This window comes from Rathayibacter sp. AY1D2, from assembly GCF_002932695.1.
Taxonomy (GTDB): Bacteria; Actinomycetota; Actinomycetes; order Actinomycetales; family Microbacteriaceae; genus Rathayibacter.
Map to the genome: position 1 here is coordinate 1 of NZ_PSVX01000065.1, position 19,192 is coordinate 19,192.

Consider the following 19,192-nt stretch of genomic DNA (forward strand, 5'->3'; position numbering starts at 1 on the left):
TCGCGCAGCGCTTCGCCGCGGGGGAGCTGACGCGGGAGCAGGCCGTCGACGAGCTCGGCCGCTGGCGCTACCGGTCCGGATCGCCGAGTGACGGCTTCGACTGGACGACCCTCGACCCGGGGGAGTTCGAGGAGGTCCGCCGGGCCCTGTCCGATGGTCTGCTCGACGCCGCGATGTACGACGAGATCCTCGACCGGTACAGCGGGCAGGACTCCTCCGGCGAGAGCGCGGCGTCCGCGGAGGAGAGCGCATGAGCGCCGGCCCCCTGGACCTCGCCTTCACCGCCCCGATCGGTGTCGCCGTGAAGGGCGACCTCTGGTCGTGCGTCGAGGTGCCCGGCTCCGTCGAGCTGCTCGGCACAGGGAGGTCGGTGAAGGTGGTCGCCACCGTCGACGGCGAGCCGGTGACCGCGGGCCTGCTGCCGAACGGCACCGGCGGTCACATGCTGTCGATCAGCGCGAAACTGCGGAAGACGATCGGCAAGGACCTCGGCGACGTCGTCACCGTCCACCTGACCGAGCGCCTGAGCTGAGCACTGGCGGTTGGCCAGGGCCCGCGTGCGGATGGTTGACTCGACGGACGCGGAATCGAGTCCTGTTCGTCGTCGGGGTCACAGCGATGTTCGTCGCGCTGGTGCTGAGGCTGGTGTGGCCGGCAGGTGAATTCGCCTCCGGCTTCGCGCTCGCCCTGCAGCTGAGCGGCATCCTGCTCCTCCTGGTCTACGGGGTGAAGCACTTCACGGGGCGGACGCGCCGGAGCTGAGCGGCTCATCCCAATCGGGGGTGTAGGAGTTGGGGTCTGAAGCCGCCGGTCTCGAGCAGGCTTCGGGCGATGTAGTTGGTCAGGTTGCGGAACCCGAGTGCGGAGCCGCGCAGGTGTTCGAGCCGTCCGTTGAGCGCCTCGGTCGGCCCGTTGCTGGTGCCGGGTCGTTCGAAGTAGGCGAGCACGTCAGCGGCTCGCTTCTTCAGGGTCCGGCCCAGGGTGGTGAGCTCGGTGAGCACCTTGGGGACGCCGGCGCTGAGGTCGGTGATCAGCTTCTCCATGAGCTCGCGGCCACGTTGCCGGTCCTCGTGGCGATAGGCGGCGATCATGCGCTGGTAGACACCCCAGGTCGCCTCGACCTCGACGTGAGCGTCATCAACGAACAGCGCGCGTAGCCTGTCGCTCTGCTTGTCGGTGAGCAGGTCCGCGCCGGTGTGCAGACCGAGGCCGTCGAGTCGAGCGAAGGCGGTCAGGTCAGGGCGGCCGAAGCCGGCCGGCGGGGTAGCGTCGGACACGTCGAGGTCTTTCGGACGGATGGCGTAGGAACCTCCGTCGTCGGGTGACCTCGACGTCTATCTGCTGACCGACGCGCCCGGGCCGACCTACACCGTCATCTGAGAAGACCCCTGAAACGTCTTCGCCGACGACGGGGCCGGCGAGGAGGAGGGCGCGGTGAGCTGAGAGAATGGAGCTTGCTCGGCTTCGACGCCGCCGCAAGCTCCGGTGAAACGGTCGGTACTGGTCGGTCGTCGTCGGTCACCACCGGATGGCGGCGTCCTCCACGCTCGGCGTTTGCGCAGGTCAGCGGCTCGTTCGCCCAGTGGGCGCATTAAGCGATAGACGCAAAGCCGACGTGATGAGGTCGTCCGTTCGATTCCGACAGGCGGCTCCGGCGAACCGTTCTGGTGGTCGCGCGATGCGCTGGCCTCACGGCTCTGCCCGACACCGACGTCGCTCTCCTCTGCGACAGACCCCTCGCCGGCTGAGCGCTCGCGGCCGGCATCCTGTCCGTGTGCCGATAGGCCTCGCACCGCTCGGCAACGCAGCGTGGCGTTGCGTCGCGACCTGGCGACGGCTCGGCGGGGCGCGATCGTCTCGTGCGTTGGCGGACTACGGGAGCTTGGACGCGAGGACGTCGGCCGCCAGGATCTCGGGTGCTGCGCCGAGGAGGTGCTGGTTGGCCATCAGGGCTGCGACGATGGCGCCGTTGGCGTGGGCGTCGCGAGCGGCTTCGTCGGGGAATGCATCGAAGATCCAGAAGGTGTCGGCGTGGGTCCTGACCGCGAACCAGACAATCGTTCCTACTTCTTCGTTGGCGAGTGCGACAGCGCCGGCGAGCAGATCGGCGACCGCGTCGTGCTGTCCATCGGCCGCGACGATCTTGGCGACGAAGGCATACGGAAGTGATGCGGGTGTGGACATGAGGGACTCTCCTTGACGTCGGGGTTCTTCGTGGGACGAGTTCAGCGTATGACGAGCGAGGGCCGGTGGGGAGTGGCGTATACGGCAGTATTGCTATTGTTTACGTCATGCGTATCGGGCTGATCGCGATCGACGGCTGCTTCGGTTCGGCTATCGCGTCGATCATCGACATCGTGCGGGTGGCCGACGGAGCCCGCGGCGATGTCGACCCGCGGATCGACCCGATCGAACTCGCCATCCTCGGACCGAAACGGCGAGTGACCACGACGGCATCGATGACCCTGTCGGTGGACCACCCGCTGTCGGAGTCCGGAGAGTTCGACGTGGTCGTCGTCCCTGCGCTTGGAACCCTTACGGCCGCCGCTACCAACGACGTCCTCCAGAGCCGAGATGCTCGTTCGGTCATCGCCTCGCTCGGGCGCCTCGACGAGGCGACCACCCGGATCGCCGCGGCGTGCACCGGCGTGTTCGCTGTCGCCGAGACCGGACGGATGCATCATCGGAGGGCGACGACCAGCTGGTTCCTGGGGCCGGAGTTCCTGAAGCGCTATCCGACCGTCGCCCTCGATCTCGACACCATGGTCGTGGTCGACGGGAACCTCGTCACCGCCGGCGCCGCGTTCGCCCACATCGACCTCGCGCTCTCACTCGTGCGATCGATCAGCCCCGACCTGGCCCAACATGTCGCCAAGCTCCTCATCATCGACGAGCGTCCGTCTCAGGCGGCCTTCGTCGCCTACGAACATCTCCGGCACGAGGACCCGATCGTCGTCGAGTTCGAACGCTTCGTGCGCGCCCGCCTGGACGAACCGTTCAACGTCGCCTTCGTCGCGCAGTCGCTCGGCACCAGCCGGCGCACCCTCGAACGACGAGTCCGTGCGGCGCTCAACCTCACTCCGCTCGGCTTCGTCCAACGGCTTCGCATCGAACGAGCTCGGCACCTCTCAGCAACCACGGACTTCACCTCCGCCGAGATCGCGCTACGGGTCGGCTACGCGAATGCCGAGACTCTGCGCTCCCTCCTGCGCAGGGAGCGACGCCGTTCCTGACCTATCGCCATGCCTGTGGCCGGTGTCCTAGCGCTCGACTGGAACCACCTCTCAGCACGTCGCGTCGACGCTCCTGCGTCGCCCCTGGACGACCCACTCGACACGCCCGCAGCACAGGTCATGTGACGTGTCCCGGCTTCCCTGACGGTCGGGGTTGGGTGGCTGTGATGTCGCTGCGTTCTCGTCGAGGGGGTCAGCAGACTCGATCAGGGTCGACTGGGATGAGACGCGAAGGCGGTCAGGTCAGGGCGGCCGAAGCCGGCCGGCGGGGTAGCGTCGGTCACGTCGAGGTCTTTCGGACGGATGGCGTAGGAACCTCCGTCGTCGGGTGACCTCGACGTCTATCTGCGGACCGACGCTCCCGGCCGACCTGCACCCTCATCTGGGAAGAGCCAGCTGAGCTCCGGAATCGGAGGAAGACCCGTGGGCGGATCGGAGGAGCCGGCCCGGGCGGATCCGGAGCCGGAGGTCCACCGGGCGCTCGCGCGGTGGGCGGCGGAGTGCGCGGAGCGCGCCCTCCCGGCATTCGAGGAGTGGGACCCGGACGATCCCCGGCCCCGGCGCGCGCTCGACGTCCTCCTCGCCTGGGGGCGGGGTGAGGCTCCGATGACCGAGTGCCGCACGGTGGCCTTCACGGCGCACGCCGCAGCCCGCGCCGCGACGCAGGCGGGCGAGCGGGCCGCCACCGCTGCCGCGCGGGCGGCCGGGCAGGCCGCAGCCGTCGCGCACATGGTCGATCACTGCTCGCACGCCGCCGTGGAGAGCAGCGCGCGGCCTCGGGCCTTCACGCGAAGGAGCGCGCAACGGATCGTCGCTCTCACTGAATCCGCCCGCTGCGCGGATGCTCTCCCAGCGATCTTCTCGCGTCGTTGAACGTCCGCGACTGCTGTGTCGTGTCCTCGGTGGGACCACCTCGGCCCCCGCACTACAGGAGGCATCATGCTCAAGCGAATCGCGACCACTGTGACGACTGCGGCGTTCGCCGCCGTCCTTCTCGCCGGATGCTCGACGGCCGCCGGCTCGGCCGCCTCGTCGGAAGCGCCGGCCGACAGCCCCTCCGCCACCGCGATGGCCTCCGCCACCGCGACCGCCTCCGCTGAGACGGCGGCTCTCACGACGGCGTCCTCGCCGCTGGGCGAGATCATCACGGACGAGGCCGGCTACACCGTCTACACGTTCATGAAGGACACGCAGAACTCGGGCAGCAGCAGCTGCTACGACGAGTGCGCCACGACCTGGCCGGCCGTGACGGCGTCCAGCACGACCGCCGCGGACGGGATCACCGGAGAGGTCGGCTCGATCACGCGCACCGACGGGACGACCCAGCTGACCGTCGACGGATGGCCGGTCTACCGGTTCGCGAAGGACACCGCGCCGGGCCAGGTCAACGGGCAGGGTGTGAAGGACGCCTGGTACGTCCTCCTCCCTGACGGCACGATGAACAAGGAAGCCGCGGCCATGAGCACCGCCACCCCGGCGTCCTGATGCGACGGCGACCCGTCCCCGCGCAGCGAAGCGCATCGTCGGGCCGGGTCGCCGGTTCTCGACAGGCATGGACGGAAGGGATGACCGGCAGTGATCGCAGCAACCGTGATGAGGGAGCGCACCGTGGCGCTTCGAGGCGGTGAGCGTTGTGCCCCGCCCCGTCGATGAGCTCCTGGCGGCGCTGTACGAGAGTCACGGCCCGGCCTTGCGGCGCTTCGTGCAGAACCTCACTCGGAACGCGGCGCTGACGGAGGACGTCGTGCAGGAGACGATGGTCCGGGCCTGGCAGCGCCCGCAGGTCCTCGAACGCGACGCCGACGCCGCTCGCGCGTGGCTGTTCACCGTCGCCCGCAACCTCGTCATCGACGACGCCCGATCCGCTCGGAGCCGACGCGAGGTGCCGGCGAAGGACGAGGACGGCGGCGGCGCCGTCCCCGATCGCACCGACGCGGTCCTGGACAGCATCCTGGTCGCCGACGCTCTCGCATCGCTGTCGGTGGAGCATCGTCAGATCGTGGTGGACGCGTACTTCCTCGGACACACCGTCCCCGAGATCGCCCGCCGGCACTCCATCCCCGAGGGAACAGCGAAATCTCGATTGCACTACGGACTGCGCGGACTGCGACTGGCTCTGCAGGAAAGGGGCGTCACCCGATGAACGACCACCACGGAAGCTCTGCGACGGAGGACGAGTACCGCGACTGGGACGCGTCCTACGTCCTCGGCGCTCTCCCCGCAGATCAGCGACTCGAGTACGAGCAGCACCTCAGCGGCTGCGCGGCCTGCCGCGCGGCCGTGGCAGAGCTGGCAGGACTGCCCGGCATCGTCGGCCGCCTCTCCGTCGAGGACGGTCTCGCCATCAGCGCATCGGACGACGGCGAGGAGGCGCCGCCGTCGATGGTGACGCTGCCCGCCATCGCCCACCGTGTCCGGACGCGCCGACGTCGGCGCCGGCTGGTGACGTCCCTCGCCGTCGCGGCCGCCGTCACCGCCTCCGTCTTCGGAGGTGTCGCTCTCGGCACGGGCATCGCGGGCGCTCCCGTGGCGAGCGAGGCGACCCTCGAACCGATGGACCCGATCGCGGCCGATCCCGCTCTCGCTGCGGACATCCAGGTCGAGGGGAAGCCGTGGGGCACCCGGCTGGAGTGGAGCTGCACCTACAGTGGTGATGCGCCCGCCGACGCGGAGTACGAACTCGTGATCACCCGCACAGACGGCAGCACGATCACCGTCGCCACCTGGACGGCGGCCGGGCGGCGCGCCGTCGACCTGGCGGCGTCCACGGGCGTCGCCCGGTCGGAGATCACCGGCGTCGACATCAGGGTCCGCGGCACGAACTCCCCCCTCGTCCGCACCGACACCTGAGACACCGCCCACCCGCAGGAGACACCGTCACTGCCCGCGGTGCCGCGGGCACCGGACAGGAGCAGACCATGAGCACCGAGACCACGCCGCTGCACATCACCCGCGAGGGCCCGAGAAGCTTCATCGGCCGCAACGCGCGAGGAGCCGAGGTCCGCATCGGCGGGTCGGACGCCGACGGCGTGTTCTCGCCCGGCGAGCTGCTGCACCTCGCCCTCGCCGCCTGCGGCATGCTCTCCTCGGACCACATCCTCGCCAGCCGGCTCGGAGCCGACTTCGAAGCGACCACCGACATCACCGCGACCAAGCCCGAGGGGGAGGACCGCTACGACTCGATCGCCGCCGTGATCCGCGCCGACCTGTCGGCGCTCGATCCCGAGCGGATCGCCTCACTGTCCGAGCGCACCCACCGGGCGGTCGACCGCCAGTGCACCGTCGGCCACACGCTCGAGCACGGCGCGGCGTACACCGTCGACGTCGTGGACGACCAGGCCGTTCCCGTCAGCGGTTCGAGGACGGGGGCCGTCTGAGATCAACACCTCATCGGTCACGGCGACCGGTGACGACCGAGACGCGGACGTCTCCCTTCAGTGCCGTCAGTCTGCGACTCGCCGACCGGATCCGAGACGATTCGCGAGGCGGAGCGCGTTCACGGAGCGGAGGTGCTGGTCGGCGCGGTGACGCCCGTTGGCCGGTGAGGGGTGCGGTGCCGCGAGGACGGGGACGACACGGGGATCATCGTGCAGGGTCAGATAGCGCATGACCCCGTCTAGCGCCACGGTCCCGTAGGTGACGACGGCTTCGAGCGCGGGCAGCAGCTCCAGCAGCTCACCGAGCGCGAGCCGGCCCTGCTCGATGTCCGCGGGGCGGACGCGGCCAGGGATCTCCCACGGGATGAGGTTCCACCGGACGTAGTGGTCGCGGGAGAGTCCGGACTCGATGCGGGCCGCCCGGAACGCGGCGGCGGTGGGCCCGAGGTTGTCTTCGCTGCAGACGGCAGCGGATCCCGCGGCGATCGTCCGAGGGCCGGGTGACTGCATCAGCACCAGGACGCGACTGGCGGTGCCGCCGGAGCGGGGATCGAAGCCCGGAACGAAGCGTCCGGTCGCGTCCGCGGTACTCCGCCAGGTCTCGGCGAGGGCGTTCAAGGTTCGGACATCCACGATGCTCCTCGATCCCGGTCAGGCCGGCCGCGGTGGTGCGAGCAGGGTGCCGCGGATCACGGAACCGTGGAACGTGCGGGCGGCGACGATGATCCACGCGGCGACCAGGCCGACGTAGTAGAGCACGGCGAGGCCGGCGACGACCGTGAGACCGGAGTGCAGGGCGAGGCCGTTCAGTCCGGTGACGCAGGTGCCGACGGGGAACGTGAACGACCACCACGTCAGACTGAACGGCAGGTGCTCCTTCGCGGTGCGGAGGGTGATCGCGAGGGCGATGACGGTCCAGAGCAGCGCGAAGCCGAGCATCGCGAAGCCGTACACCAGAGCCACGACCAGCAGCGCACGCGCCATGCCGGCGTCCACGACGGTGGGCGCGTTCGAGGCGAGCAGATTCACAGCGGTGATCGACTGTCCGACCGGACCGAGGACGATCCACAGCGTCGGCACCATCCCCGCCGCTCCTACCTTGTGCTGCGCGAGCCGGTTCCAGATCAGGGTGATCACCACCAGTGACGCGATCAGGCTGAGGCCGAAGAAGCCGTAGCAGGACCACAGGAGCGTCTCCCGCGCTTGCCCGGCGGGCGCGTACGGCAGCAGCAATGCGCCGGTGGAAGCGGACACCATCGGCGGAACGATCGGCATCAGCCAGCCGCCGAACGCCGAATCGGGCTTGTTCTCATGCCGGGTGAACGCGAGGTAGGGCACCAGGACCGCCGTCGCCAGCCCGCCGAGAGTCCCCGCACCCCAGAGCACCCAGTCGATGGTGACAGCGGCCGGCACGCCGATCCAGTCCTTGCCGAGGAGGAGGGTTCCCGCGCCGACGGTGAGGAACGCCATGGGAGGCGCGCCGTAGAAGTGCGAGAGGACCGGATTCAGGTGGTGCCTCATCGCTGTACCGCGGTAGCGGACCCAGTGCAGCCCGGTCGCGACCGTCAGCGCGACGAGCAGCAGTGCGGAGATCGCCCAGACGACGGTGGCCCCGGTCCGCAGTCCGGGGAACTGGAGTGGCAGGGACGCGGCGGCGACCGCGACGATGCCGGTGCCCATGATCGACGCGAACCAGTTCGGCGTCAGGTTCGACACGATCAGTCCCGGATGCTCCAGCTCCCGGAACAAGCGCCTCGACCGCGGAGGATGCCCGATCGAGGAAGATGCGCGGGCGGGGGAGAGAGTTGTCATGACTCCAGCCTGAGCATCGCCGTCCCCAGCCGATACAGCGATCGTGTTGGCGGGGCACAATGAGTGCTTGTGGCGACGCGGCGATTGACGGACCGGATCCTGGATCTCGACACGCTGGAGGTGCTCGAACGCGTCGCCGAGGCGGGCTCGCTCTCCCGCGCTGCCGAAGCCCTCGGCGTCACCCAGCAGGCCGTCTCGGCGCGTCTGCGGGTAGCGGAGCGCGCCATCGGGCAGCCGCTCGTGCGCCGCTCTCCGACCGGGTCCCTGATGACCGACGCGGGCCGGCTCGTGCTCGAGCTGGCCGGCCCGGTCCTCGAGGCGTCCCGCCGCCTCGAGGCGGGCGCGGCGGCACTGCGACAGCCGACCGGCTCACTGGTCCTCGCGGCGTCGCAGACCATCGCCGAACTGCTGCTCCCACGCTGGCTCCTCGAATTCCGACAGCGCACACCCGAGGTGAGTGTGCAACTGATCGCCGGCAATTCAGCCACGGTCACAGAGCTCGTGAGATCCGGTGCCGCGCAACTCGGATTCGTCGAGACACCGGCGTCCACGGCCACGCTCTCCTCTGACGTGGTCGCGGAGGACGAACTCGCTGTCGTCGTAGCACCGGACCACCCCTGGGCACGCGCGGCGAGTATCAGCGCCGAGGACTTGGCCGGCACCGCACTGCTGACACGAGAAGAAGGCTCCGGCACCCGGACGACCCTCGAAGCATGGCTCCACGACGCCGGGCTCGCACCCACGACTCCCGCCGCGATCCTTGAAACGACGGCGATCATCCGAGCGAACGCCCGCGCCGGCATCGCGCCCGCAGTCATGAGCATCCTCACCGTCGAAACAGATCTCGCCGCGCGCTCACTGATACGAGTGCCCCTCCGCGGACCAGCACTCGTGCGACCCCTCCGCGCCATCTGGTCCGATCGCATCGGGTCGTCCGCGGCGGCGTTCCTGGAGATCGCGCACGAGATGCGCTGACCGGTGCACGGCTCGTCGCAACGCCGATCACGCCAGCGGCCGTGTCTGCTCGAGCTACAGCGATCCGGTCGATCTGCACACGGCGGCACGGACGTCATGTCGCGGTGATGGCGAAGAGCCCGGCGATGCCGACGGTGTAGAGCGCGAGCACGATCAACGAGTCGATTCCCATGCCGGCGATGCGGCGGGTGGGTCGGAAGATCAGTCCGACGATGTAGACGAGGGTGAGCAGGGCGGCGAGAGCGGTGAGGTAGATGTCGGACGAGTTCGCCTGCGGGAGGACTGCGGTGCCGGAGAGGACGGTGGCGACGAGGAACAGGACGGGGAGGAAGGCGTTGCCGCCGAAGATGTCGCTGATGGCGAGGTTGTCGTCGCCCTGCTTGATGGCTTGCAGCCCGGTCGAGATCTCGGGGAGGGAGGTGGCGAGAGCGAGCACGGTGGCTCCGAACAGCACTCCTGAGAGACCGAGCTGCGAGGATGCCGCGTCACCGGCGCGCTCGAGCACGACACCGGCGAGGAGGGTCGCCGCGGCGGAGATCGTGAACACGATGGTCGCCTTGCGTGTGCTCATCGGGTGCGTCTTCTTCTTCGAGGGGGATGCTGTCGCGTCGGGGGCCCGCCCGTCCTCGTGCCAGGGGAGGTGCTTGCCGGAGCGTTGCACGAGCAGCAGCCCGACGACCCAGAGGCCGGCGATGAGGACGACGTCCGGGGTCAGGCGCAGCACTTCCAGTCCGGAGGGCAGCTGGCTGCCGGCGATGACGACGGCGAGCACCGCGACGACCACGAGCCCCTCGAGCACGAGTGTGAGGGACGCGGCACGGTAGGTGAGCGGCTTCGCACCCTTTCCGCGCTTGCCGAACAGGTCGAGGACGACGAGGACCACGGTCTGCAGTGCGATGCCGCCGAGGATGTTGCCGACCGCGACGTCCAGGTTCCCGGAGAGCGCGGCGGACACGGTGATCGCGATCTCCGGCAGGTTCGTCGCGACGGCGAGAACGATCAGACCGCCCAGCGCACTCCCCAGGTGCAGGCGCGCGTCCAGAACGTCCGTGGCCTTCGACAACTGGATGCCGGCGACCCACACCACTGCGGCGGCGGCGAGAAAGACGACGACGAGAACAACGAAGGGCAGACCATCCATGCAGTGAGTGAACCGCGCCGACGACGATTCGCGACCCCCTTGCGCCTGAGCTGCTTCTCACCGCCTCGCGCGCGGTGGTCTCCGTGGTGATCGGTTCGACCGCGTGCCATCCTCGACGACACCCCGATCGTCGGGTCGAGCGTGATCCCACCGTTCGTTCCCGAGGCGCGCTTCGTCAGTAGCAGGCGATTCGGGTACGCCGCAGCGTCCGCACGTGTACGCGCGGGCAGCTGGCGGGGACCGGACCCTTGGGAAGGGGCCGGTGTCGCCCGCAGTGCATATGCGACACTCCACTGGCTCCAGATCCTGCGATCCTCGAGCGGCTTGACCGGATCGTCGGCGACCGTGTCCCGTGGCAGACGCATCAGATGGCCGGTGACGTTGCACACGCTCTGGCGACGCTCGCGGACCGTGTCGATGCGGTCATGATCATTGTCGGCACGAAGGAGCCGTCTCTGCGTCGCACCGTGCAGGAGGTCTTCTCCGGTGCCGTCGGCGCCCGTCTCGCTCACCGTCAGCACCGGCCGGCCCTCATGATCCTCCTCGCCCCGGTCGATGATTCGGAGCCGCTGCCCTGGTCCTGACCGAGGTGCGGGCGTAGGCTGACGGCAGTGGTGATGGATCCCGCCCGAGCGTGAGCTCGAACTGCCGCCGAGGCTGATGGTTCCTACCTTCTCGATCAGAGACCAGGTAGGTGACCCATGCCCGCGCATCCCCCGCTCGTCCTCGTGTGCCACGGCGAGAGCACCGGCAACGCCGACGGTCTCTTCTGCGGCGTCCTCGACGTCCCCCTCACCGACCTCGGACGTGACGAAGCGCGACAGGCCGCGACGCTACTGAGGGACGCATCGATCGACCCCGATCTGATCCTCACGTCGACCCTGCAACGCTCCACCGAATCGGCCCGGATCATCGCCGGCGCCCTTCCAGGGCGGCCGCGGATCGTCGCGGCCCAGTGGCGGCTGAACGAGCGCAACTACGGAGCGCTCACCGGCCTGTCCACAAGCGCCGTCGGAGCCCGGTACGGGGCCGACGCCTTCCTGGAGTGGCGCCGGTCGATGGACGTCCGCCCGCCTGCTCTGTCCGCCGCCGCCTTCGTGCAGCTGCACAGGTCCGCGGCGTTCCGTGGGCAGCCGGCCGAGGCGATGACGGAGACGGAGTCGTTGCGCGACGTCGTCCACCGACTGCAGCCGCTCCTCGAGGAGCGAATCCTGCCCGCCCTCCAGGAGGGCGAGACGGTGCTCATCGTCGGGCACGGCAACTCCCTGCGCGCGCTGCGCGCCCTTCTCGAGGACCTCGGCGATGCCGCGGTCCGCGATCTGAACATCCCGACCGGTCAGCCGTACCTGTACGACACCGGGCCGTCCGGGACACCGATCTCGAGGAGCGGACGCTACCTCGACCCCGCAAGAGCCGACCGGGCGGCGATCACGCTCGCCCACGAAGGAGGAACCTGATGAACGCCTACATCAGCCACACCCGCACCAGCATCCACGGGACGGGCGAGTACGTCACCCACCCCGCCGGACACCCGCTGGTCATCACCGACGTCGCCGCACGGCAGATCCTCGACTCCCGCGGCTTCCCGACCGTCGCTGTCACCCTGCGTCTGGACGACGACACCGTCCTGGACGCCTCCGCCCCCGCGGGCGCCTCGACGGGCGCGTTCGAAGCGGTCGAGCTGCGCGACGGCGGCCCCGCGTTCGGCGGACGCGGAGTCCGCTCCGCTGTCGCGGCCGTCGACGGCGAGATCCGCGCCCTCCTGCTCGACCACTCCTGGACTTCGCTTCGCGAGATCGACGAAGCGCTGCGAGCACTGGATGGAACCGCGAACCTCGCCCGCCTCGGAGCGAACTCCGTCGTCGCCGTCTCCATCGCGGCCGCCCGCGCCTTCGCCGCGCGCACCGGCCTGCCCCTGCACCGGTGGATCGCCGATCACACCGGGGCGACCGCCTCCCTGCCCGTCCCGCACTCCAACGTCATCAACGGCGGCGCGCACGCCGCGAACGGCCTCGACTTCCAAGAGTTCATGATCGCCCCCGTCTCCGCCGGCACCGAGGAGGAGGCCGTGCAGGTCGGCGCCGAGATCTATCACGCCCTCGCCGCCCGCGTCCGCACCGCCTACGGCACCTCCGGGCTCGGCGACGAGGGCGGCTTCGCGCCCCCCATCGACCGGCCCGAAGACGCCCTGGACCTCCTCGTCGCAGCGATCACCGACGCCGGATCCCAGCCCGGCACCGGTGACATCGCGATCGCGATGGATCCCGCCGCGAACGGCTTCTTCCACGGCGACGGCCACTACACCGTCGCCGGCACCGATCTCGACCGCGACGCACTCGCCCGCTACTACGAGAAGCTGATCGCCGACTACCCGATCCGCAGCATCGAGGACGGCTTCGCCGAGGACGACCACGAGGGCTGGGCCCTCCTCGCCCACGCCATCAGCGACCGGGTGCAGCTCGTGGGAGACGACCTCTACGTCACCGACGCCGACCGCATCCGCGACGGAGCCCGCAACGGCTACTCCAACGCCGCACTCATCAAGCCCAATCAGATCGGCACCATCACCGGCACCCTCGACGCGATCGCGGCCGCGCACGACGCCGGCATGCGCTGCATGGTCTCCCACCGCTCCGGCGAGACCCTCGACACCTTCATCGCCGACCTCTCGGTGGGAACCGGAGTCGGGCAGATCAAATCCGGCGCCCCCGCGCGCGGCGAGAGGGTCGCGAAGTACAACCGCCTCGTCGACATCGAACACCTCGACCCCACGCTGCACTACGGTCTCACCCACTGACCCGCCCCCTCCCGAAAGGTCCCACTCCCCGTGACTGATGACCGCCACCGTCACCGCCCCCCGGACCCCGACCCCGAGCTGCCGGTCGACAGCGACCTCGACGTCGACGACGCCCCCGACGGGACGCCACGACCCGTGCACCTGCGTCCGCGATACCTCCTCCTCGTCGCCGCCGGCGGCACGGTCGGGACCGGGGCGCGGGAGGGCCTGACCCTCGCGTTCCCCGCCGATCCCGCCTTCGACACCGTCGTCTTCGCCATCAACATCGTCGGCGCGCTCCTGCTCGGCGTACTCCTGGAGAGCCTCGCCAGAGCCGGCAGCGACGAGGGCCGACGCCGCACCGCACGGCTGCTGCTCGGTACCGGAGCGCTCGGAGGCTTCACCACCTACAGCACCCTCGCCACCGACACCGCCCACCTGCTCACCACAGGACACCCCGCACCCGCCGCCCTCTACGCGCTCGGCACCGTCCTGCTCGGTGCCCTCGCGTCCTGGACCGGAGTCGCCCTCGCCGCAGCACTCCACCGGCGACGCACGCAGAGGAAGGTGCCGGCATGACACCCGCACTGTTCCTCGCGCTCTCCCTCGCCGGTGGAATCGGAGCCGCAACACGGCTCCTCCTCGACGGGCTCATCAAGGCCCGCACCGGCGGCGCCTACCCCTGGGGCACCACCGTCATCAACGTCACCGGATCACTCCTCCTCGGCCTGATCACCGGCCTCGCCCTCGCAGGCATCGCCCCCGAGCCGTGGCGACTCGTCCTCGGCACCGGCTTCCTCGGCGGCTACACCACCTTCTCCACCGCCAGCCTCGAAACCGTCCGTCTCCTCGCCGAAGGACGCCAACTCGCCTCCGCCATCAACGCCCTCGGCACGCTCCTCCTCAGCGTCATCGCCGCAGCAACAGGACTCTGGCTCGGAGGCGCGCGATGAGCATCATCGATGCACCCTCACCGGCAGTGGTGGTCGGCCTTGCCGGCGTCGATTCCGGCCCGGAGTCGGGGCACGCAGGGTCCTTCCGTTCAGCGGGTGCGGTGCGCCGTGAACGACCTCGCCGGCATGTCATCACGGGGCGATCTGGTCGCGTCTCTCCATGAGCGGTCCTGCCGTTGCGGGGTCCCGGGCGGCTCATCACGGCATGCCATCAGGCGGCTGAAGGCGGTCAGCCGTACCCGGGACCCCTGGCGCGTTCCGGAGCCGACAACCGCCCCGAATCCACGGAGACAACGGTGAGGAAGGCGGTCGGACTCCGGGGGAGCGACGCCGACCGGGACGCGGAGCGGCGTCAGCAGTGGGAGGGCCTCGACCCCGTGCTGCGCTCCCTCGGCTTCCCGAAGGGGCTGTGACGCCGGCCCGGTGGACCTCACCGGGTCGGCGCCCGCGCGCTCAGCGGTGCGCGGGTCGGAGCCCCAGCAGCGTGTCGACGATCACGAAGGCCGCGAGGCTCGCACCCAGGAGCGGGAGGAACAGCCCGAGCGCGGCGGCGACGACCAGGACGGACGCGACTCCCCACCACGGCGCGCGCCGGAGCGCTCCCCGGGCCGGCGGGGTGCCGCCGAGCCGGGGAGCGCGGGTGGGGCGGCGCTTCCACCACATCAGGTACCCGAGCACGACCATCGTGGCGATGCCGGCCGCGGTGACGAACAGCAGCAGCTGGTTGGGCAGCCCGAACATCGAGCCCATGTGCGTGTCGATGCCCCAGCGGGAGAGCTTGGCGACGAGGCCGAAGTCGGCGAAGTCGACCCGGTCGACGACCTGCATCGTGCTCCCGTCGATCGCGACGCCGTCGACCTCGGTCGGGAAGCTGCGCTGGATCTCCTGCACGACCCAGGCCGAGCCCTCCGCCGCGGGCGGCCGGATCTCGACCAGTCCCGTGTTCACGTTGACCTCGCGGGCGACCGAGAGCACCGAGTCGTAGGCGGCCGGCGAGTAGCCCGCCGTCCACTCGACGGCGTCGCCGGTGGCCGCGCCGTGTCCGGCGTGCCCGGCGTGCTCGTCGGCCACCTCGCCGGTCCGGTCGCCGAGCGTCGTCCCCAGCGAGGGCGTGGTCCAGCCGACTGCGGAGCGGAGGGTCTCGAAGTTCCCGCCTCCGTAGAGCGACCAGGTGATGCCTGTGGTCGAGAGGAACAGGGCGCCGACGAACAGCCAGACGCCGGTGGAGGCGTGCCAGGAGAACAGGCGCTTGTAGCCGGTGGTCCTCGGCGCGGGGCGCAGCAGGTCCCTCTTCACGCGGGCTCGGCGGAGGCGGATGATCCAGAGGCCCAGGCCGGCGAGGGCGACGACCCCCAGCCAGGAGGCGGCGAGCTCGCTGTAGGAGCGGCCCACGTCCCCGAGGTGCAGCGTCCGGTGCAGGTCGCTGATCCAGGTCCGCAACGGCAGGGCGCCGCTGGTGCCGTAGGCGGTGAGGTCGCCGCGGACGTCGGCGGTGGCCGGGTCGATGAAGACCGCGCGGGTCTCGCTGGCGCCGAGCGACGGGTCCGCGTACATCACCCGGGTGGTGTCGCCGGGGTTCGGCGCGGGGCGGACGGCGACGATGCTCTGCCCGCCTCCGGTGTACGCGTCGGCGGCGTCGATCTGGTCGGCCAGGGGCAGGGAGGTGTCCGCTTCGGGGGCGTGCAGCTCCTGCGCGTAGACGACCTGCTCGAGTTGCGGGGTGAGTGCGTAGAGCGCTCCGCTGGTCGCGGCGACGAGGATGAACGGCCCGACGAACAGGGCGGCGGAGAAGTGCAGGCGGAGCAGCAGCTGTCCCAGCCAGCCTCCGCTGCTTCTGCGCGGCGGGGGCGGGGTGTCGGCGGAGTCGCGGGGTCTCGTGGCGGTGGTGGTCATGCTTCTGGTCCTTCGGTGCTGTGGCGGGTGCCGATGAGGGTCAGAGGAGGGTGTCGCCGATGTAGCCGCCCTCGACGCAGCCCGGCGGGATCGCGAAGACGGCGGAGCCGATCGGCGTCGTCCACTCGTTGAGCAGGTCCAGCTCGTCCAGTCGCTTCTGGATCGGCACGAACTGCGCGGTGACGTCGGCCTGGTACGCCGCGAAGATCAGCCCGGAGTTCGAGATGTCCTCGCCCGTCGGGGTGTCGTCGTAGTTGTAGGCGCGGCGGTGGAAGCGCTCGGCGGTGTTCTCCGAGCGGGCGCGCCTCATGTGCGAGAACTCCGGGATCACCGGGAAGCCGATGGTCGTCGTCGCCTCGAAGTCGGGCTCGTCGGCCTCCGCCGTCCCGGTGAGGGGCGCGCCGTTCGCGAGGGTCCGGGGAGGAGACGGGTCGGTCAGACGCCGCGGGGACCTTCGGGGAGGTCCTCGCCGCGGCTCGCGTCGATGATCAGGAGGCGGGCTGCAGAGGGGGGCCGCGCCGCAGCGCCGCCTGGGGGAAGACGCCCGAGGCGAGGGGGAGCACGTCGCGCAGCTCGAAGGAGGAGCGTCGCGCGGGTCGAGGAGCGGCCACCGGAGCCGGCACGACCCGCACCAGGCGGGTGACGAGGTGGCTCGTCGTCGCGGCGACTCGGACGAGGAGGGACTCGCCGCGGTGGAGCGCCGCGGTCGTCGCGACGGCGGCGACGAGGTGCGCCGCCCACATCGAGGAGCCGGTCATCCCGCTGTGCGTCATCGCCGCGCTGACGTCGATCACGGCACCGTGGTGCGCGTGCAGGGTCGGCGCATCGACCGGCCCCGCGAAGGTCCCGATCGTGAAGAGCGTGTGGAACAGGAACTGGCTGACTCCCACCGAGGCCGCCAGGCGGACCAGGGAGAGCCTGCGCCCGGCGAGCGCCACGCACACCAAGACCGACAGGACGAGCGGCATCGCGACACCGAGCGGACCCGGGATCTGGCCGCCACCGGCCACGTGCGAGAACAGCGCGACGAGCGTCGCCACCGTCGCCGCGACGACACCCCGGAGGGTGCGCAGCGGGCGCGACGACGACATCTCCCCAGTGTCGCAGACGCCTCCTTCCCGCGGAGGACCGCTCTCGGGCGAGAGGGGCGGCCGGCCGACGGTTCCTCTCAGCGGGCCGCGGAGGCTCCGGTGCGTCACTTCTCGGGCCGGACCACCAGCCCGACGCCGCCGCCGCGCCGCACCGGTTCGGCGACCGCGGTCATCCGGCCGGAGGGGTCGACCTCGATGGCGGCCACCGCCCCGATCTGCGCGGCCGAGGTGAAGGTGTCGCCCGAGGGGACCAGCTGCTGGCCGAAGGGAGCGAGGTCGTCGCCGTACGCCTCGATGAACTCGGGCTCGGCGGAGGTCGTCGCGCCGTTGCGCTGGGAGGCGCGGGGCGCTGCCACCGCCTCGGGGAGCGTCATGCCGAGGTCGATGCGGTTGACCAGGGTCTGCAGGACCGTCGTGATGATCGTGGATCCGCCCGGCGAGCCGACGACGAACCGCACGTCCCCGCCGTCGAGCACGATCGTCGGCGACATCGACGAGCGCGGGCGCTTGCCCGGCTCGATCCGGTTCGGGTCCCCGTCGACGAAGGTGGGGGAGAAGTCGGTCATCTCGTTGTTGAGGAGGAAGCCGCGTCCGGGGACGGTCATCGCCGAGCCGCCGGTCTGCTCGATCGTCAGCGTGTAGGAGGCGGCGTTGCCCCACTTGTCGACGACCGAGAGGTGGGTGGTGGAGATGTTCTCGGTGTCCGACTCCTCCGCGGCGGGGGCGGTCGCGCATCCGGAGCCGTCGAGAGCGCCGGGCGCGACCGGGCGGACGGAGGCGGTCGCCGGGTCGATCGTGCAGTCCCGCGAGTCCGCGAACTCCTGGCTGAGGAGCGTCTCGGTGGGCACGTCGACGAAGGCCGGGTCGCCGACGTAGGCGCCGCGGTCGGCGAAGGCGCGGGCGGACGCCTCGAGGTAGAGGTGCAGGGCGCTGCCCGTGTCCTCGGCCGCGAGGTCGTGGTTCTCGAGGATGTTGAGAGCCTCGCCGACCGCGATCCCGCCGGAGGAGGAGGGTGCCATCCCGTAGACGTCGAGTCCGCGGTAGGAGACGCGGGTCGGCGCCTGCTCGGCGACCGAGTACGCCGCGAGGTCGGCGGCGGTCATCGTGCCGGCCGGGGCGGGGAGGTCCGACCCCTCGGCGATCCGCGGGTTCTGGACCGTGTCGGCGATCTCGGCGGCCAGCGCGCCCTCGTAGAACGCGTCCGGCCCGTGGACGGCGATGGAGGTCAGCGTCTTCGCGAGGTCGAGGTTGCGGAAGGTGCTGCCCACCTTCGGCGCGTCCCCACCGGGGAGGAAGAGCTCGGCCGTGTCGGGGAACGCCTGGAACCGCTCGAGGTTGTCGAGCGTCTGGTTGCGGAAGGTCTCGTCCACCCGGAAGCCCTTCGCCGCGAGCGCGATCGAGGGCGCCAGCACGACGGGGAGCGGCAGGGTGCCGAAGCGGTCGACCGCGGTGTCCCAGGTCGCCACCGTGCCGGGCACGCCGACCGCGACGCCGGAGGAGACGAGGTCCGGGGTGAACGGGTACGGGGCTCCGGTCGCGGGGTCGAGGAACGCGTCCGAGGTGATGCCGGCCGGCGCTGTCTCGCGTCCGTCGATGGTGCTGACCTCGCCGGAGGCCTTGTCGAAGTAGACGAAGTACCCGCCTCCGCCGATGCCGGCGCTGTAGGGCTCACTCACGCCGAGGGCGGCGGCCGTGGCGACAGCGGCGTCAGCTGCGTTGCCGCCGCGCTTCAGCACCTCCATGCCCACGCGGCTCGCGTTCGCGTCGACGCTCGAGACCGCTCCGCCGTAGCCCACCTGCGTCGAGGGCGAGATGAGGGGTCCGCCGAGGAAGTCGCGGATCTTCTCGGGCGTGAGCCCGCTGTCCTTCAGGTATCCGGAGACGGGCCTGTCGAGAGCGGACGCCGGTGCGGCACCCGCCACTCCCACTGCGACGACCGCG

The 19,192-nt window shown here is 70.7% G+C and carries 21 protein-coding genes, 3 pseudogenes and 1 riboswitch; of the genes and pseudogenes, 15 read left to right on the forward strand and 9 right to left on the reverse strand.

Annotation, left to right across the window (positions count from 1 at the left end):
• The 3 genes and pseudogenes from C5D04_RS18355 to C5D04_RS18360 form a co-directional block, all read left to right on the forward strand.
• Positions 1–254 (forward strand): annotated as a pseudogene (locus C5D04_RS18355) (hypothetical protein); the annotation flags it as partial.
• Complete coding sequence (locus tag C5D04_RS14885) at positions 251–532, forward strand: DUF1905 domain-containing protein (RefSeq protein ID WP_104224783.1); 282 nt, start codon at positions 251–253, stop codon at positions 530–532. The pseudogene C5D04_RS18355 and the gene C5D04_RS14885, both read left to right, overlap by 4 nt.
• A gap of 86 nt (positions 533–618) precedes the next feature.
• Positions 619–762, forward strand: a complete 144-nt coding sequence (locus C5D04_RS18360) for a hypothetical protein (RefSeq protein ID WP_181137731.1) — start codon at positions 619–621, stop codon at positions 760–762.
• 5 nt (positions 763–767) lie between these two features.
• On the opposite strand, the pseudogene C5D04_RS14890 reads toward C5D04_RS18360, so the two are convergent.
• Together C5D04_RS14890 and C5D04_RS14895 are read right to left on the reverse strand one after the other, a co-directional pair.
• Positions 768–1,202, reverse strand: a pseudogene (locus C5D04_RS14890) (transposase); the annotation flags it as partial.
• Positions 1,203–1,872: 670 nt separating this feature from the next.
• Positions 1,873–2,184 carry a putative quinol monooxygenase gene (locus tag C5D04_RS14895; protein ID WP_033107114.1) on the reverse strand — a complete coding sequence of 104 codons (312 nt, stop codon included), beginning with the start codon at positions 2,182–2,184 and terminating at the stop codon, positions 1,873–1,875.
• Between the two features lie 107 nt (positions 2,185–2,291).
• Between C5D04_RS14895 and C5D04_RS14900 the strand changes: the two genes are divergently transcribed.
• From C5D04_RS14900 to C5D04_RS14925, 6 genes are all read left to right on the forward strand, one after another.
• Entirely contained in the window at positions 2,292–3,233 is a 942-nt protein-coding gene (locus C5D04_RS14900) for a GlxA family transcriptional regulator (RefSeq protein ID WP_053548963.1), read from the forward strand.
• 423 nt (positions 3,234–3,656) lie between these two features.
• Complete coding sequence (locus C5D04_RS18890) at positions 3,657–4,106, forward strand: putative immunity protein (RefSeq protein ID WP_104347939.1); 450 nt, start codon at positions 3,657–3,659, stop codon at positions 4,104–4,106.
• Between the two features lie 66 nt (positions 4,107–4,172).
• Positions 4,173–4,718 carry a hypothetical protein gene (locus C5D04_RS14910; protein WP_104257434.1) on the forward strand — a complete coding sequence of 182 codons (546 nt, stop codon included), beginning with the start codon at positions 4,173–4,175 and terminating at the stop codon, positions 4,716–4,718.
• A 139-nt stretch (positions 4,719–4,857) separates the two neighbouring features.
• Positions 4,858–5,376: a sigma-70 family RNA polymerase sigma factor gene (locus tag C5D04_RS14915; RefSeq protein ID WP_104224788.1), complete on the forward strand. Its 519-nt coding sequence runs from the start codon at positions 4,858–4,860 to the stop codon at positions 5,374–5,376.
• The gene (locus C5D04_RS14920) at positions 5,373–6,083 is read left to right on the forward strand and encodes an anti-sigma factor (protein WP_104292325.1); all 711 of its coding nucleotides are present in this window, start codon (positions 5,373–5,375) and stop codon (positions 6,081–6,083) included. Before C5D04_RS14915 ends, C5D04_RS14920 begins: the two co-directional genes overlap by 4 nt.
• Before the next feature lie 68 nt (positions 6,084–6,151).
• Positions 6,152–6,610 carry an OsmC family protein gene (locus C5D04_RS14925; protein WP_104263392.1) on the forward strand — a complete coding sequence of 153 codons (459 nt, stop codon included), beginning with the start codon at positions 6,152–6,154 and terminating at the stop codon, positions 6,608–6,610.
• A 66-nt stretch (positions 6,611–6,676) separates the two neighbouring features.
• Here C5D04_RS14925 and C5D04_RS14930 read toward each other — a convergent pair whose 3' ends face one another.
• Positions 6,677–7,243, reverse strand: a complete 567-nt coding sequence (locus C5D04_RS14930; protein WP_258062371.1) for a uracil-DNA glycosylase family protein — start codon at positions 7,241–7,243, stop codon at positions 6,677–6,679.
• Between the two features lie 18 nt (positions 7,244–7,261).
• On the reverse strand, positions 7,262–8,326 hold the full coding sequence (locus C5D04_RS14935) for a TDT family transporter (RefSeq protein WP_258065390.1): 1,065 nt from the start codon (positions 8,324–8,326) through the stop codon (positions 7,262–7,264).
• A gap of 165 nt (positions 8,327–8,491) precedes the next feature.
• Between C5D04_RS14935 and C5D04_RS14940 the strand changes: the two genes are divergently transcribed.
• Positions 8,492–9,397, forward strand: a complete 906-nt coding sequence (locus C5D04_RS14940) for a LysR family transcriptional regulator (protein ID WP_104292326.1) — start codon at positions 8,492–8,494, stop codon at positions 9,395–9,397.
• 94 nt (positions 9,398–9,491) lie between these two features.
• Here the strand turns inward: C5D04_RS14940 and C5D04_RS14945 are convergent, their stop codons facing one another.
• Positions 9,492–10,538 carry a sodium:calcium antiporter gene (locus C5D04_RS14945; protein WP_104292327.1) on the reverse strand — a complete coding sequence of 349 codons (1,047 nt, stop codon included), beginning with the start codon at positions 10,536–10,538 and terminating at the stop codon, positions 9,492–9,494.
• Between the two features lie 368 nt (positions 10,539–10,906).
• On the opposite strand from C5D04_RS14945, the gene C5D04_RS14950 reads away from it, so the two are divergent.
• The 5 genes from C5D04_RS14950 (at position 10,907) to crcB (ending at position 14,267) form a co-directional block, all read left to right on the forward strand.
• The gene (locus C5D04_RS14950) at positions 10,907–11,122 is read left to right on the forward strand and encodes a hypothetical protein (RefSeq protein WP_104292328.1); all 216 of its coding nucleotides are present in this window, start codon (positions 10,907–10,909) and stop codon (positions 11,120–11,122) included.
• 20 nt (positions 11,123–11,142) lie between these two features.
• A riboswitch (Fluoride riboswitch) is annotated at positions 11,143–11,215 on the forward strand.
• A 24-nt stretch (positions 11,216–11,239) separates the two neighbouring features.
• Positions 11,240–11,995: a 2,3-diphosphoglycerate-dependent phosphoglycerate mutase gene (locus tag C5D04_RS14955; protein WP_104292329.1), complete on the forward strand. Its 756-nt coding sequence runs from the start codon at positions 11,240–11,242 to the stop codon at positions 11,993–11,995.
• Entirely contained in the window at positions 11,995–13,335 is a 1,341-nt protein-coding gene (gene eno, locus C5D04_RS14960; RefSeq protein ID WP_104347940.1) for a phosphopyruvate hydratase, read from the forward strand. Before C5D04_RS14955 ends, eno begins: the two co-directional genes overlap by 1 nt.
• 30 nt (positions 13,336–13,365) lie before the next feature.
• Positions 13,366–13,893 (forward strand): CrcB family protein, encoded by a 528-nt coding sequence (locus C5D04_RS14965; protein WP_258062373.1) that lies wholly within the window; start codon positions 13,366–13,368, stop codon positions 13,891–13,893.
• Positions 13,890–14,267, forward strand: a complete 378-nt coding sequence (gene crcB / locus C5D04_RS14970; protein ID WP_104224798.1) for a fluoride efflux transporter CrcB — start codon at positions 13,890–13,892, stop codon at positions 14,265–14,267. The genes C5D04_RS14965 and crcB overlap by 4 nt, the downstream gene beginning before the upstream one ends.
• 453 nt (positions 14,268–14,720) lie before the next feature.
• On the opposite strand, the gene C5D04_RS14975 is transcribed toward crcB, so the two are convergent.
• The 4 genes and pseudogenes from C5D04_RS14975 to ggt all read right to left on the reverse strand — a co-directional run bounded on the left by C5D04_RS14975 (position 14,721) and on the right by ggt (position 19,092).
• Entirely contained in the window at positions 14,721–16,160 is a 1,440-nt protein-coding gene (locus C5D04_RS14975) for a PepSY domain-containing protein (RefSeq protein ID WP_104347941.1), read from the reverse strand.
• 40 nt (positions 16,161–16,200) lie between these two features.
• A pseudogene (locus C5D04_RS14980) lies at positions 16,201–16,581 on the reverse strand (Dyp-type peroxidase); the annotation flags it as partial.
• A 67-nt stretch (positions 16,582–16,648) separates the two neighbouring features.
• Entirely contained in the window at positions 16,649–17,251 is a 603-nt protein-coding gene (locus C5D04_RS14985; protein WP_104347942.1) for a hypothetical protein, read from the reverse strand.
• Positions 17,252–17,355: 104 nt separating this feature from the next.
• Positions 17,356–19,092 (reverse strand): gamma-glutamyltransferase, encoded by a 1,737-nt coding sequence (ggt, locus tag C5D04_RS14990; protein WP_258068932.1) that lies wholly within the window; start codon positions 19,090–19,092, stop codon positions 17,356–17,358.
• Positions 19,093–19,192 lie beyond the last annotated feature (100 nt).